General features: G+C 43.5%; 10 protein-coding genes. 4 read left to right on the top strand and 6 right to left on the bottom strand.

The features are described 5' to 3' along the window. Position 1: 1 nt before the first annotated feature. Positions 2-826: an alpha/beta hydrolase gene (locus HYN43_RS06120; protein WP_245447168.1), complete on the bottom strand. Its 825-nt coding sequence runs from the start codon at positions 824-826 to the stop codon at positions 2-4. Between the two features lie 359 nt (positions 827-1185). Here HYN43_RS06120 and HYN43_RS06115 point away from each other — a divergent pair, with 359 nt between their 5' ends. The 3 genes from HYN43_RS06115 (at position 1186) to HYN43_RS06105 (ending at position 7184) form a co-directional block, all read left to right on the top strand. Then, positions 1186-2733 carry a sensor histidine kinase gene (locus tag HYN43_RS06115; protein WP_119408607.1) on the top strand — a complete coding sequence of 516 codons (1548 nt, stop codon included), beginning with the start codon at positions 1186-1188 and terminating at the stop codon, positions 2731-2733. Positions 2734-2925: 192 nt separating this feature from the next. Beyond that, complete coding sequence (locus tag HYN43_RS06110) at positions 2926-5190, top strand: histidine kinase dimerization/phosphoacceptor domain -containing protein (protein WP_162996335.1); 2265 nt, start codon at positions 2926-2928, stop codon at positions 5188-5190. A gap of 23 nt (positions 5191-5213) precedes the next feature. Next, on the top strand, positions 5214-7184 hold the full coding sequence (locus HYN43_RS06105; protein WP_119408605.1) for a sigma 54-interacting response regulator: 1971 nt from the start codon (positions 5214-5216) through the stop codon (positions 7182-7184). Positions 7185-7382: 198 nt separating this feature from the next. On the opposite strand, the gene HYN43_RS06100 is transcribed toward HYN43_RS06105, so the two are convergent. From HYN43_RS06100 to HYN43_RS06090, 3 genes are all read right to left on the bottom strand, one after another. Then, entirely contained in the window at positions 7383-7673 is a 291-nt protein-coding gene (locus HYN43_RS06100) for a hypothetical protein (protein ID WP_162996334.1), read from the bottom strand. A 322-nt stretch (positions 7674-7995) separates the two neighbouring features. Further along, the gene (locus HYN43_RS06095; RefSeq protein ID WP_119408603.1) at positions 7996-9294 is read right to left on the bottom strand and encodes a sugar MFS transporter; all 1299 of its coding nucleotides are present in this window, start codon (positions 9292-9294) and stop codon (positions 7996-7998) included. A 28-nt stretch (positions 9295-9322) separates the two neighbouring features. Continuing rightward, entirely contained in the window at positions 9323-9967 is a 645-nt protein-coding gene (locus HYN43_RS06090) for a carbohydrate-binding family 9-like protein (protein ID WP_119408602.1), read from the bottom strand. Positions 9968-10219: 252 nt separating this feature from the next. Between HYN43_RS06090 and HYN43_RS06085 the strand changes: the two genes are divergently transcribed. Next, on the top strand, positions 10220-11560 hold the full coding sequence (locus tag HYN43_RS06085) for an FAD-binding protein (RefSeq protein WP_119408601.1): 1341 nt from the start codon (positions 10220-10222) through the stop codon (positions 11558-11560). A 12-nt stretch (positions 11561-11572) separates the two neighbouring features. On the opposite strand, the gene HYN43_RS06080 is transcribed toward HYN43_RS06085, so the two are convergent. Both HYN43_RS06080 and HYN43_RS06075 read right to left on the bottom strand, forming a co-directional pair. Then, a complete protein-coding gene (locus HYN43_RS06080) occupies positions 11573-11986 on the bottom strand; it encodes an RNA recognition motif domain-containing protein (protein WP_119408600.1) in 414 nt (137 codons plus the stop codon). 445 nt (positions 11987-12431) lie between these two features. Beyond that, positions 12432-14798: an FdhF/YdeP family oxidoreductase gene (locus HYN43_RS06075; RefSeq protein WP_119408599.1), complete on the bottom strand. Its 2367-nt coding sequence runs from the start codon at positions 14796-14798 to the stop codon at positions 12432-12434. Positions 14799-14800: the final 2 nt, after the last annotated feature.

The following is a 14800-nucleotide window of genomic DNA, read 5'->3' as shown; positions in this document are numbered from 1 at the left end:
GTTATTGTAAAGGCAGATTATTAAGCCAATTGGCTATGTAGGCGGCATTTTCGGGCCAGGAAGGCTGGCTAAGCACGTGGTGATTACGGCCTTCAAACTCCTTAAAATCGGTTATAGAGTTTTTATCGGCATACTTTTTAAAATTGCTGTAGTTAAGCGATGCTGGAATAAAATTATCATTGCTGCCGGCCATGAATAATAAGGGCGCATGCGGGCGTTTAAAATCAATCCTTGCTGCATTGATAATTGTATCACGAACCAACAGCTTTGATTCGGGCGTAAGCAAATCATAGTAAGCTTGCTTTTGCTGTTCGTAATTCATGCCATTGGTAAAGGCAAACTGCCACTCGCTGAACGACATGAGGTATGATTTTTTTGCCGGTGCGAAAAATCCCAGCGCTCCCCAACCGGCCTTATAAAACGAATACTTAAAAGTGAACACCCCCTTAGGCTGTAACGAATGGATAGCCACCCCGGCCGCGGCCAGCCCCAGTTGCACTAATAGCTGTAAAATAAGTCCGCCCAACGAATGGCCAACAAGCACAGGCTTTTGCGGTAGTTGCTTTACAATATCTGCAAAGTAGGCGGTTAAAGTACTGAGGCGCTGCGATGCGATAGTTTCATCGGGTTGTCTTTGCCGTAAGGTACAAGCAGGTGCATCCTTGTGGGGCCAGGCCGGCGCAAGGGTTTGGTAGTCGCGGCTTTCAAAATATAACTTCCAGTTATCCCAGCAGGTGTTGCTTACAAAGGCACCTGTTATAAAAACAATGGTGTTTGAGGTCCGTTTGTATGATATTGCCTGCTCCATGTTTGTTTGTTTTAACATAACAAAGGCAAGCGAAAGGCCAATAAAACAAATTCCTAATAATCAAATACTTATAAAATAAAAAAAAGTTTAAGATTACTTTATCTCGTAACGTGGCGAATTACAGCAAGCGAAATAAGGTAATTAACGGGCTTGATACCACTCGCCATATTTCGTTACTTTTAACGAAACACGCGATATTCCGCATGTATGCTTGTTATAAATTATGCCAGGTTATTTCAACACCCAGAATCAACAATCAAAAACTTATGCAATTACTTATTAAAAATGAGTACTTTATTTGTTGATACATGGTAAAAGTCCATTTTTGCCAAGCAAAGAGGGCGTTTGGCCCGCTTTGTGTATTTTAGTTATAGTTAATGAAGCTGTTATTTATCCTCACAATTATTTGGTTTACGCAGTTATCCGTTTTGGGACAATCAACTACGTCTTCAAAACTGAATACTCAACTTTTTGCTCTAAAAAACAGCAAGCCCGATTCGTCACGCGTTTCTATATTATCAACCATTGCCGATACATATATCAGTCTTCATCAATCTCAAAAGGCCTTAAATTACCTAAAGAATCTTGAAGCGCAATTTCCATCAAAAAACATTGCTCAAAGCATCAGTTTATACAGCCGGATGCTTGCAGCTGCCATGCAGCTGAAACGCGATGAAGAGGCCAAGCAATATGCAGACAAATTAAAGCAGATTACAGAAAAAAGCGGCACCATAACCCTGCAACAAATCCCCGCCTACAAGGCGCTCATCCCCTACTACCTGGCCACAAGGCAGTTTACCGAAACGGATAAATACTTAACCATACACAACGAGTTGAATAAAGCAAGCCACAACACAGCCGGCCTTGCCGAAAACAACCTCTGGCATTTTAAGCTCGATTCGGCGCAGGGAAATCATCTTGCTGCATTGGCTCATTTTCGTAGTTATGCCGCTTTGAAAGATTCAGTGCTGGAAGAAGCTAAGCGTAAGCAAATAGCCAGTCTTGATGCACAATATCACACCCAAAAAAAAGACAAGCAGCTTAAAGATCAGGAGCTGAACATTGCCCTGTTAAAAAAACAGGATCAGTTACAGCGCAACCACCTTAAGCAGGTACATTTAACACAAAACATAACCATTGGCGGCGCGGCAGTATTGTTTATGCTATCGGGCGTAATTTACAGCCGGTACAGGCTTAAGCAAATTGCCAATAAAAAGCTGCAGGCCCAGCAGGACGAGATCAATCATAAAAACGAGGCCCTTGTTGAGCTTGCCCAACAAAAGGACATTTTACTGGAAGAGAAAGAATGGCTGATTAAAGAGATCCATCACCGGGTAAAAAACAACCTGCAAATTGTGATCAGTTTGCTCAATACCCAATCTGCTTATCTGAATGACGACAGGGCGCACGCGGCCATCCGCGAAAGCCAGCACCGCATGCAGTCCATCGCCTTCATTCACCAAAAACTCTATCAATCAGAAAGCAGGGCTTTGATTGAAGCACATATTTACATTAATGAACTGATTGATTACCTGAGCCAAAGCTTTGATATAGGCCGTCGCATTTGCTTTGAGAAAAACCTTACCGATCTGGAATTGGATGTATCGCGGGCCGTGCCCATTGGCCTTATACTTAACGAAGCCATTACCAACAGCATTAAATATGCCTTTCCGAACGAGATTGACGGTTGTATCAGCATTTCGTTATGCTGCGTGGAAGAAAACAGTTTCAGGCTCAGCATCAGTGATAACGGCGTTGGCCTTCCCGATGATTTTGAGATGGCTAAATGCCGTAGTTTAGGGATGAATTTGATGCGGGGATTATGTAAACAGATCGGCAGCAGCCTCATCCTTAAAAATGATAACGGTGTAAGCATCAGTGTTGATTTTAAAGATGAAAAACTGTTGAAACCAAACCTGAATTAACCGCCCCAAAATGGCGAAATAAAGTAACCGCCGCGAAATAAAGTAGTAATAACCGGATCAACATTACATAATAAGCTCAAAATCAACAACTTTAAATCAGGGTATATTATTTGTATATACAAAGCTTTACAATTAAAAAAAAGCTTCATGTAATGAAGCAGGATAATGGGCCATATTACAAAACGTTTTCGGTTGATTTTTAAAACCTGCCTGGCAACGGGCATTTTACTTACTATTGTTTTAACCGGATTTGCACAGCAGTTATCATTACAGGTGTTAAAAACACAGCTACAAAAAAGTAGCCCGGATAGCAACAGGGTTAAAATACTATTGCAAACCGGCGAATTCTATTTGTCAAAAAACCAGGCCGACAGCGCACAAACTTATAGTTTAAGCGCTCAAAATTTAGGTACCAAACTCGGCTACCTCCAGGGATTAGGCAACAGCTATATTTTAGCGGCAAAAACCTTCGCTTTACGCAAGGATAAAAAAAACAGTTACCAGCAGGCTCAGAAAGCCATCGACCATTTTGTTACCAATAAACTATTTACAAACGCCGCCGAAGCCACTATGGCACTGGACTTGTTGCATCAGCAACTGGAGGGCGAGGATTTTATTGTTAAGGCTGGTTACTGGAAAAAGGCAGCAGCATTGTTTCGCCAGGCCGGTGCAAAAGAACGTGAGGCGAGCGTTTTGAAAGAGCAGGGCGATTTTTTGCAATTAATGGGGCGCAATGACGAATCGGTGGCCGTATTGAAAAACTCGCTTGCAATATATCAATCCATTAACTACAACAGACTACAGGGCATTTACGATTTGTTAGGCAATGTATACGGATCGTTGGGAAATTATAAGGAGGCCATTAAATACGGCTTGCTTGCCGTGAAAACCGCCGAGGCTGTTAACGATACCACCATGCAGTTATGTACCATTTATAACCGCCTTGGCCTTACGTATTATTTTACCAAACAATTTCCGCTTGCACAGCTCTATTTTGAAAAATCGCTGGCGGTTGCCGAAAAATATAATGATTACGGCTCCATTGTATTGCTAACCAATAATCTCGCGGTAATTTATCTTAAGTATAATCAGCTTGAAAAAGCCCTCAAAGTTTTAAAAAAGCTGGAGAAAAATCATCCACCTCAAAATAACGACGAGCTTGCCACCCTTGATGCCCTGCTGCTTAACGTATATGTTTTGCTGAACCGGTATGAAGAAGCAAAGGTGTATTGCGACAAGCAACTGGAAATATCAAAAAAAATTGATCAGCATAGCGGCCCGCAGGAATTGGTTCAGCATGCTATCGCGATGTTCTATATCAAATTTACGCAGGATAAGCCGGCGCGTGAGCATATAGCCCTCTTCAGAGCCTTAAGCCAGGAGCATCATAAACTGGCCAACCTTGCCAAATCATACCTCCTAACGTTTCAACTCGATTCGACCGAGGCTAAATATGCCGATGCAATTGCAGCCTATAAAAAGTATACAACTTTGAGCGATTCGTTGTTAAATGAGAAAAAAAGCCAGGAAATAGCCCAGCTTGAAATACAATATCAAACAGAAAAAAAAGACAAGGAGTTAAAAATAAAGGAGCAGAATATCCAACTGCTTACCAAACAGGAACAATTGCAAAAGGCCAATATTAAGCAGGAACGTATCACGCGTAACCTCATTATTGCCGGTGCTGTTTTGCTTGCCCTGCTGCTGGGTTTAAATTATAACAGGTACCGTTTAAAGCAGCGGGTTAACAAACAGCTACAGGTACAACAAAACGAAATAAGCCAGAAAAACCGCTCGTTAAACAACCTTGTAAATGAAAAGGATAACTTACTGGAGGAAAAGGAATGGCTGATGAAGGAAATCCATCACCGGGTAAAAAACAACCTGCAAATTGTGATCAGCCTGCTTAATACCCAGTCAAATTATATCACCAATGATGTGGCTTTCAATGCCATTCGCGAAAGCCAACATCGCATGCAGTCTATTTCGCTTATTCATCAAAAGCTTTATCAATCAGAAAATCTGGCTTTGGTGGATATGCAGGCTTATATTAATGATTTAATTAATTACCTGCGCGAAAGCTTTGATACAGGTACCCGAATTATTTTTGAAACAGATATTGTTGCCGCCGAGTTTGATGTTACCCGCGCCGTACCTTTAGGGCTGATTTTGAATGAAGCTATAACCAATTCCATTAAATATGCATTTAAGGATGGCGGCGAGGGAAAAATAAGCGTAAGCATGCAAATAAGCGATCATGACACCTACGTTTTAACCGTAAAGGACGATGGCCCGGGCATAGCTACAGATGGCGACATTACCAAAAGCAAAACACTGGGCATGAGCCTGATAAGAGGATTAAGCAAACAGGTGGGCGGCACCTTTAAAATTGAAACCGATAACGGAGTTAAAGTAATAATTGAGTTTACTGCCGATAAATTTATAAAAGCAATCTGATCACTAAAAAAAACACATATACCATGGGCCAAAGGATACTTATTGTTGAGGATGAATTTATAGTTGCCAACGATTTACAGTTTACGCTTGAAAAGGCAGGCTATGATGTTTGCGGCATTGCCGATTCTGTTGAGGAAGCCCGCGACATCATTAAAAAATATCGTCCTCAGCTGGTTTTGCTCGACATCCATTTACAGGGCACTTTAACCGGTATCGATCTGGCTAAAGAGCTTGCCGAACAGGATATTGCTTTTGTATACCTTTCGGCCAACTCCAACCAAAAAATACTGGAAGAAGCCAAGGCCACTAACCCTTACGGTTTTATGGTAAAGCCATTCCGCGAAAAGGATGTGCTGGTGAGCCTGCAGATTGCCCAGTACCTTCATGAACAAAACATGACTGTGAAGCGCAACAACGAACTGATGTTGCAAAACTCGTTAAACGATATTATTGCCGATACAACCGACTGGAACCAGAAACTGCTGCGCATAGCCAAAGCCATGCAGCCCCACATCTCCTTTGATTACCTGGCCATAGGCATGAAAAACCTTGATGCTGTACCCTATGAGGGTCTGAGTTTTTTACGCTTGGGCTTTAACGACTATCAAACTATCGGCTTTGACGAGTTGCTGAACATAACCGGCCTCAAACGTAACGAACTGCTTAAACTACAGGAAGCTACCGACGAGGATAAAACATCGGCCTGGTTTAACGGCGGGGAGTTTGTGAGGTTAACCCAAAATAACCCGGCAAAAAAGCTGATAGCCAAAACCTTTCAAATGGTTTCTAATTTGGTTATGTATATTCCGGTTGTTGGCCGCGCGGGTTTTACCTTATCATTTTATAGTCGCAAACCCGATACGTATGGCAACAGGCATTTAACGCTCATTAACCGCTTACAACGCTCATTATCGGCAGCCATTGAGGGCATTTTGGCTGATAATAAGATCAACGCACCGAAACAGGTTGCCGCCGAAGCGAAATCTCCAACAAAAACAGCCGAGCCTAAAGGTTTTGAAGGCATCATAGGCAGCAGCCACCTTATGCTTACCGCGCTTGATCATTTAAGCCTGGTTGCGCCTATGGAGACTTCCGTATTGATTTTAGGCGAGAGCGGCACCGGTAAGGAGCGCTTTGCCAAATGTATCCACAAGTTATCGCCCCGAAGTAAAAAGCAGCTGGTGGTGGTTAACTGTGCAGCTTTACCAACCCATCTGATAGAATCTGAGCTGTTTGGTCACGAAAAGGGAGCCTTTACCGGTGCGGTTGATAAGCGGGCCGGTAAATTTGAACAGGCATCGGGCGGTACCATTTTTTTGGATGAGATTGGCGAGCTGCCGCTCGAATCGCAGGCTAAACTATTAAGGGTTTTGCAGGAGAAAGAGGTAGAGAAATTAGGTGGAAAGGAAACCATCAAAGTAGATGTGCGTGTAATTGCCGCCACCAATTGTAATCTTGAGAAAGAAGTTGCGGCAGGTAAATTCAGGCTTGATTTGTACTATCGCTTAAACATTTTCCCTATCCTGCTGCCGGCCCTGCGCGACAGGAAAGACGATATCCCGGTTTTGGCTGAACATTTTATCGAAAAATATTCGGCCATGGCGGGCAGGCCCAAACTCGCCCTGGCCAAACAAGCCCTGGCCGACCTGATGGCCTACAACTGGCCGGGCAACGTACGCGAGTTGGAACACTTGATTGAACGGTACGTGCTTTTAACCCGCGGTAATGTGATCGAAAAAATGATGTTGCCGGGCACTCCCGCAACAGCGTCGGCTATACCTGCAAGCGCCCCTGCCGTTATCCTGGACGGGCAGCGCGTAAAATCAATTGATGAAAACGAGCGCGATTATATTTTAGCGGTGCTGAAAAAATGTAATGGGCGCATTGCCGGACCAGGCGGAGCAGCCGAGTTACTGGATGTGCCCTCAACAACCTTAAACAGCAAAATGAAAAGGTTAGGGATTACACGGAAGCATGTATCAGGCGAGAATTGAAATTATGACTCCGCAACTGCCGGCGCAGGTGTGTCGCGTGTGTTTGTGTAATTAGAATAGCTATACGCTGTGCATTGCGATGACTAAGCATATGGGGGCTTTGCATTGTGATGACTAAGCATACGGGGGCACACGCGATACGCGTGCGCCAGCTGGTAGCCAGCAGTTACAGCATTTATACATCCGGAAAAGAATTTTTCAGTTTGCGAGCAGCGACGGGCAAACATCTTCAACCACCAGCAGGCCTTTGCCGCCATCCATAGTTTCTATGGTGTGGATATATTTGTAGGTTTGGGTAAGCTGGTCAAAACCCTGGTCAATCACTTTGATGTTCAGGTCGGTTATCGGGAAATCTTCACTGTTTTGAATGCAGCGCAGCCTTTGGTTATTAACTTGCAAAAAATCGTCGGTATAGCCTTTGCCATGCAGATCGATAACCCATTTAGTTAATGTGCGGTTCATTTTTTTGAAAGTCTTTAGGCTTTTCATAACACTGATTTTTAAGTTGTTCACATAGATTTTTACAGATAGTTTATCAAAAGTTATAAACTAATTTACTGGCAAATGTTGTTCATTTCATCCTTTTAGTTCCAACTATCGAACCAAAAACACAAAACACTAATAATCAATAGCTTAAATAAAAACCAATATTAAATTTATAACTATATTTCGTTATTGCAACAATAAAAAAACGAAATACGGTTAATTATAAAACCCTATTAAACAACTACATACATATAAAAGCAAATAAAACGGCCGGGTAATTTGATTTTACCCGGCCGTTTTGCGTCGTAATTGTTTGTTGTGTCTTTTAGCTTTTCACGGCGGCACTTTTACCTGCTTTGTAACCCAGCGTAGAGTAGTAAAGTATGAAGAGGTAAATTGGAATCAGCATAATGTAGGCTGATTGCGGTGAAAATTTCTCGGCGAAATAACCGTACAATGGCGGCAGAATGGCACCGCCGGCTATACCCATCACCAATAATGATGAGGCTATTTTGGTGAACCTGCCCAAACCGGCCAATGCCAGCGGCCAGATAGCAGGCCACATTAATGAATTAGCCAAACCAAGCAACGCAATACATAATACCGATGCATAGCCATGGGTGAGTAAGGTAGCTATGGTTAAAACAACCCCCAAAACAGCCGAAACCACAAGGGCTTTTTGCTGCGTAATTAACTTTGGAATACAGAACACGCCAAAAAGGTAACCCACAATCATAGAAACAAGGGTACACGAAGTAAAAAACTTAGCAGTTGATAAGGCAATATGCTGCGAGGTGCCGTAAAGCGAAATGGTATCGCCGGCAATAACTTCGGCACCCACATAAACAAACAGGGTTGCTACACCAAGCATCAGGTGCGGGAACTGTATGATGCTTGTTTTGTTGGTATTGGCGGCGGCCACAGTTTCATCTTCGTGCTCGGTATTAATTTCGGGCAGTGATGAAAAATAAATAAGCACCGCCAGCAGGATCAAAACTACTACCATAATGCCATAGGGCAATATCACCCGCGAGGCCAGCTGGTTTAATTCAAGCGCTTTTTCGGTCGTGCTTAGGGTTTTAAGCTTTTCTGTTATGGCATCAATATTGGCGAGCACCACCGTACCTAAAATTACCGGGGCCAAAGCACCGGCTATTTTATTGCAGATGCCCATAATGCTGATGCGTTTGGCAGCTGTTTCGGCGGGGCCCAAAATGGTGATATAAGGGTTTGAGGCGGTTTGCAATACTGTTAAGCCGGTGCCCTGCACAAATAAGCCAATTAAAAATATGCCGTAGGTACGGGTAATGGCTGCAGGTATAAATATCAAAGCCCCTACTGCCATTACAAATAGCCCGATGGCCATGCCATTTTTAAAGCCGAATTTCTTGATGGTTTTGCCTGCCGGGATCCCCATCACCACATAAGCGATGTAAAAAGCGGTGGTTACAAAATAAGCCTCTTTGGTGCTCAGTTCGCAGGCTATTTTTAAATAAGGGATGAGAGTGCCGTTCATCCAGGTAACAAAACCAAAAATGAAAAATAAGGCGCCGATAATTACAATAGGGTTTATTGCTGATTTTTTTTCTGCGGATTCGATTGCCGGGCTTGCTGTTTGGGCCATAGTATATTGTTTTGATTAGGGGGTTGACTTAAACAAATTTGATTTTGCCAAAAAACTGCGGCAAATGAAAATCGGGATCAAGGTTGGGAATGTTGCTCCAGCTTAAAAAATGAGGTTCGGGCAGGTCGTCCCCGCATTTATAAAAGTTTGCCCGGCATTCATATTCGCTTAGTGTTTTGATATCATGATGGATAAACACCTCAAACGGGATCAGCAAAGTAAGATTCCAGCTATTAAGCATTCCATCACCTTCGGCAAATTGAATATTGCTCAGCGCATTGATTTTGCCAACTATTGCTGCAGGAACTTCCATCCTGCCATGTCTGTTGATACCGTAGCCGGCAAGCGCGGTGCCAAGCGCATTAAATTCGAAGTTGTAATAACTGCCATCTGCATCAAAACCAATAAAAAACTCTACGCAACTATCCCTGTAAACAGGATCATTTATGGCTTTGTAAACCATTGTGGTATATTGCTCTTTCACAAAGTATTTAATGCCTATTCCCGCGTCGGTATAAGCAATAGCAAAACTAACCTCCGGTTTGTAACCGGTATCAGTCCACAATAAATTATCCACGTGGTGCTTTTCAAGCAAATCGAGGGCGGTTGACAGTTCGGATAAATTTGCGGCGGTATAAATACCGGGAATAAATGAAGCGTGCAGTTCTTTCACCTGTTATTACTAAAATATTTCAGGTCAATTTATCAAAAACATCACTATTATCAACCAATCACAAAAAATTCGATAATAAACAAGACCATTTTTTGAGCAAATTACAAAAAACTTTGTAAAAAATTTAATAATCTAAATTTTACTTATTAAAAAAAATCAAAAACTATTAGCATTGCATCTTTTTATCTCGCCGACCAAAAAACCTTTGCATTTGCGGTTAATTATTAGCTAACTTGTATCGACCAATTAGTTATGAAAAGAAAAACTTTCATTAAATTAAGTACAACTTTAATGGCAACTCCCTTATTATCCCCGCTCGAATCATGGGCACAACAACCGAGGCTGCAAAACTGGTCGGGTAATTTAACTTTCAGTACCGGTAATGTATTTTATCCCAAATCGGTTGAGGAGGTGCAGCAGTTGGTTAAAAAGCATAACAAAATAAAGGTTTTGGGTACCCGGCATTGCTTTAACCCCATTGCCGATAGCAAGGACAACCTGCTTTCAACCCGCGATTTAAATAAAGTAGTATCGCTTGATAAGCAAAACCACACGGTAACTGTTGAAGGCGGCATTAAATACGGCGAGCTTGCGCCATACCTGCACAAAGAAGGTTTTGCACTGCATAACCTTGCTTCGCTGCCGCATATCTCGGTTGCCGGGTCAATAACTACGGCTACGCATGGTTCGGGCGTTAAAAACGGCAACCTCTCGAGCGCGGTTGCCGGGTTAGAAATTGTTAAGGCTGATGGCAGCATCGTTCACCTATCCAAATCAAAAAACGCCGAGCAATTGAATGCGGCCGTGGTGGGCTTAGGGGCTTTAGGCGTACTTACTAAAGTTACGCTCCAAATACAACCTACCTTTATGATGAAACAGCATGTTTTTACCGGCCTGCCCATGAGCCAGTTAAAACAACATTTTGAAGCCATAGTATCCGCCGGTTACAGCGTAAGTTTATTTACCGATTGGCAAACCGATAGCATCAACGAAGTTTGGATAAAAAGCCGGATTGGCGTTGATAAAGACGAAAACCTTAAAGAATTTTACGGCGCAAAAGCTGCAACAAAAAATGTACATCCCATCATAGCTCTCTCTGCCGAAAACTGCACCGAACAAATGGGCGTAGCCGGACCGTGGTACGAGCGTTTACCCCACTTTAAAATGGGCTTCACGCCAAGCAGCGGAAAAGAACTGCAATCGGAGTTTTTTGTGCCTTTTAACCATGCAGTAGAAGCCATTGAGGCCGTTGCCCGTTTAGGCAGGCAGATCAGTCCGCATTTGTTTATCACCGAAATCCGCACCATAGCTGCAGATGAGCTATGGATGAGCCCGGCACATCATCAAAAATCGGTGGCGATACATTTTACGTGGAAACAGGAAACCGAAGCAGTAATGAAACTGCTGCCGCAAATTGAAAAGGAGCTATCGCCGTTTAATGCCCGGCCACACTGGGGTAAGATTTTTACCATGCCGGCTAAAACACTTGCTGCCCGCTATGAAAAAATGGCGGCATTTAAAGCAATAGTAGCCGAATATGATCCGCAGGGAAAATTCAGGAATCAGTTTTTAACCAACGTACTTTACAGCTAAAAGAGCTAAAAATTACGGCTGTTGCCTGCGCGGGCGTTTTGCCCTTACGGGTGCAGCCGGCTCAAACTCCTGGCGGGTATTGTTTTCGCGCGGGTAGCGGGGTTTGTTATAACCCTGGGGCTTAACCTTGTTAAATGCCGGTTTGGGTTTGGCAAACTGCTGTTGCCTGGCAAGTGGCTGGTGTTTTTGCTCTGCTATGCGTACGCTGATCTCCCGGTCGTCGATGGTGGCACCATTCATGGCGTCGATGGCACGCTGAGCGCCGGCCTCATCTAACATTTCTAAAAATCCGTAACCTTTACTTATTCCGCTGTCTTTATCCGTAATGATACGCACGGTGTTTACCGTACCGTAGGCACTAAACAGCTCAACAAGCTCAATCTCTTCCATATCCCGCGGAAATCCCACGATAAAAAGCTTAATCATATATAATGCAATTGCAATAGGTGATCTGCAGGCAAATATAGTGCACAAAAATGGTTTGGCATATTGCTCAACTGTCAGATGATGGGATATTTATCAAAAAAACAGTCCGAAACTTACTATCGGGTGCTAATTTTACATTCATCAAATAAATAGTCCCATCGTTTGTCCTAATTCAGATCACTATCTTTATTAAAACACATTTTCAACTCATAATCAACCACTTGTTTTACAGCCTGCCAACCCAAAACTCCTTTGCAAGCCGTTACCAAGCCTGCTTTTACCCCGTTTGCCAGGTGTATATCGATATTACTTAACAGTCAAATGGTGATACTGCAACCATGCCCTACTTTATAGCTATGCTGTTTGTTTTTTTCTGTTAAAAACCTGTTAGGCCGGGGTAAAACGATCCCCTATCTTAAATTTTGCCGACAAAACTCCCCAATCATTAACCGGCAACACTATGCGCATCTTCCAGCATTTTATCTACCGATTGGTAAATGGCTGGATTATGTTTCCTGATCTTGATTTTCACAAATTTGGATGCTGGCATATTGCTACCGGCAACTACATTGTTAATAGAGACCAATACATTGGTTTCGGGAAAATAAGTCATGGTGTTTTTTTCGGGGATGGGATAAGCAACTATTACAAACAGCGGCGCTATGCGCTCTATATCATCGTCGTAATTAAAAAGGTCTACCTTTTGGCCTGCTGTAAAGCCCGCTTTATCAATATCCTTTTGATTCATCATCACTACCCGCCTTTCGTTTTTAATACCCCGGTAACGATCTTCAAGCCCGTAAATTGTGGTATTGAACTGATCGTGGGTACGTACAGTGGCCATCATGTATTCATCCCCGGCAAGCAGGTTTTCGGGCAGGGCAGTTAGGGTAAACGGTGCACGATCTATATATTTTTTAGTAATGAATTTTCCCTCGCGCGCAGCATTGGGTAAATAAAAACCGCTGCTTTGGCGCACACGGGTGTTGTAATCTTCAAAACCGGGGATACATCGCGCTATAATATCGCGTATAGCATCGTAATTATTGGCGTAAAGCTGCCAGTTAATAACCGACCGGCTACCCAGCGTAGCCATAGCCATGCGACACACAATCTGCGTTTCATTAATGAGTTGATCAGATACCGGTTTCAGGATGCCTTTAGATGACTGAACCACCCCCATCGAGTTTTCGGTACTGATAAACTGGGGCTCGCCGTTAACAATATCCAGGTCACTCCTTGAAAGGGTTGGCAATATCAAAGCTTCCTGCCCGTGTACCAGGTGGGTACGGTTTAGTTTGGTAGAAACACAAACGCTTAAACGCAGTTTTCTCAATGCCTCGGCGGTATAGGTTGTATCGGGCGTTGCCGATAAAAAGTTTCCTCCCATACAAAACAGCACCTTTACCTTTTCGGCATGCATAGCTTTGATGGCCCGCACAACATCGTACCCGTGTTGGCGCGGAGGTTCGAAGCCGAAAACTTCCTTCAGCCGGTCCAGTTGTTCTTCGGTGGGTTTTTCGTTAATGAGCATTGTGCGGTTACCCTGAACATTGCTGTGCCCGCGTACGGGGCAAACTCCGGCACCCGGTTTACCTATGCTGCCCTTAAGTAACAGCAAATTAACAATCTCCTTAAGCATATCCACCCCATTGGGCTGCTGGGTGAGGCCCATTCCCCAGCAAAAAATAATACGCTTTTTAAAGGCAAGCATTTGGGCGGCCTGATATAAATCGGCCGGGGAAATTCCGCTTTCCTCGGCCAGTTTTTCCAGATTATAATCATTAAACTGCTCAATAAACGCATCATAACCAATCGTTTTCTTGGCAATAAAATCCAGATCAAATACCTGGCCGGGGCTTTTTTTCTCAAAATCAAGCAGCAGCAATTCGATGGCCTTTAATAGTGCCATATCGCCGTTGATTTTTACAGGCAGGTAAAGATCTGCCAGCGAAATTCCATGCCCTACAACCCCATCAAGGTGCTGAGGATTATGAAAGCCCATCAGGCCGGCCTCGGGTACAGGGTTTATAGCAATAATTTTTGCGCCGTTCCGCTTCCCCTTTTCAAGGGCACTCATCATTCGTGGGGCGTTTGTACCGGGATTGTGGCCTATAATTACAATAACATCTGTATCATAAAAATCATCCAGTTTAACGGTCCCTTTTCCAACACCCAGGGTAGCAAGCAAGGCAAAACCCGATGTTTCATGACACATGTTTGAGCAATCGGGCATATTGTTGGTACCAAACTCTTTGGCAAAAAGCTGGTATAAAAAAGATGTTTCGTTGCTGGTGCGCCCCGAGGTATAAAACGCGGCTTCATTGGGCGAATCGAGCGCATTTAAATGCTCTGCTATTTTTTTAAAAGCATCATCCCAGCTTATGGGCTGATAATGAGTGCCATTTTGGGGCAGATACATCGGCTCGGCCAAACGGCCAAAACGGCCTATTTCAAAATCGGTTAAGTTGGCCAGATCATAAACTGAATTTTCCTTAAAAAAGGCAGCTGTAACCTTTTTGGTGGTTGCTTCCTCGGCAAGGGCTTTGGCGCCGTTTTCGCAGTATTCTCCTACGACCGATCGATCATCGTCGGGGTCGGGCCATGCGCAGCTGGGGCAGTCAAAGCCTCCCTTTTGGTTCATTTTAAAAAGTGCCTTTGTGCCTCTAACAGGCACCCCCTCCTCAAATAAATCACTAAAGGCAGCCATCACAGCTGGAACTCCTGCCGCCCACTTCTTCACCCCCGTCGATTTTAAATTTAAAAGCTTAAAAGGATTTTCGGCCGATGGTATTTTGTTGTCTTTATTCATCG

Source organism: Mucilaginibacter celer, assembly GCF_003576455.2.
Taxonomy (GTDB): domain Bacteria; phylum Bacteroidota; class Bacteroidia; order Sphingobacteriales; family Sphingobacteriaceae; genus Mucilaginibacter; species Mucilaginibacter celer.
Note: the sequence above shows the minus strand (reverse complement) of the source record. Positions and strands in the feature narration are given on the sequence as shown.

Excerpts from the sequence above, each read along its gene's own strand:
- HYN43_RS06120 (WP_245447168.1), bottom strand. The coding sequence starts at position 826 with ATGTTAAAACAAACAAACATGGAGCAGGCAATATCATACAAACGGACC.
- HYN43_RS06075 (WP_119408599.1), bottom strand. The coding sequence starts at position 14,798 with ATGAATAAAGACAACAAAATACCATCGGCCGAAAATCCTTTTAAGCTT.
- HYN43_RS06080 (WP_119408600.1), bottom strand. The coding sequence starts at position 11,986 with ATGATTAAGCTTTTTATCGTGGGATTTCCGCGGGATATGGAAGAGATT.
- HYN43_RS06085 (WP_119408601.1), top strand. The coding sequence starts at position 10,220 with ATGAAAAGAAAAACTTTCATTAAATTAAGTACAACTTTAATGGCAACT.
- HYN43_RS06095 (WP_119408603.1), bottom strand. The coding sequence starts at position 9,294 with ATGGCCCAAACAGCAAGCCCGGCAATCGAATCCGCAGAAAAAAAATCA.
- HYN43_RS06115 (WP_119408607.1), top strand. The coding sequence starts at position 1,186 with ATGAAGCTGTTATTTATCCTCACAATTATTTGGTTTACGCAGTTATCC.
- HYN43_RS06100 (WP_162996334.1), bottom strand. The coding sequence starts at position 7,673 with ATGAAAAGCCTAAAGACTTTCAAAAAAATGAACCGCACATTAACTAAA.
- HYN43_RS06105 (WP_119408605.1), top strand. The coding sequence starts at position 5,214 with ATGGGCCAAAGGATACTTATTGTTGAGGATGAATTTATAGTTGCCAAC.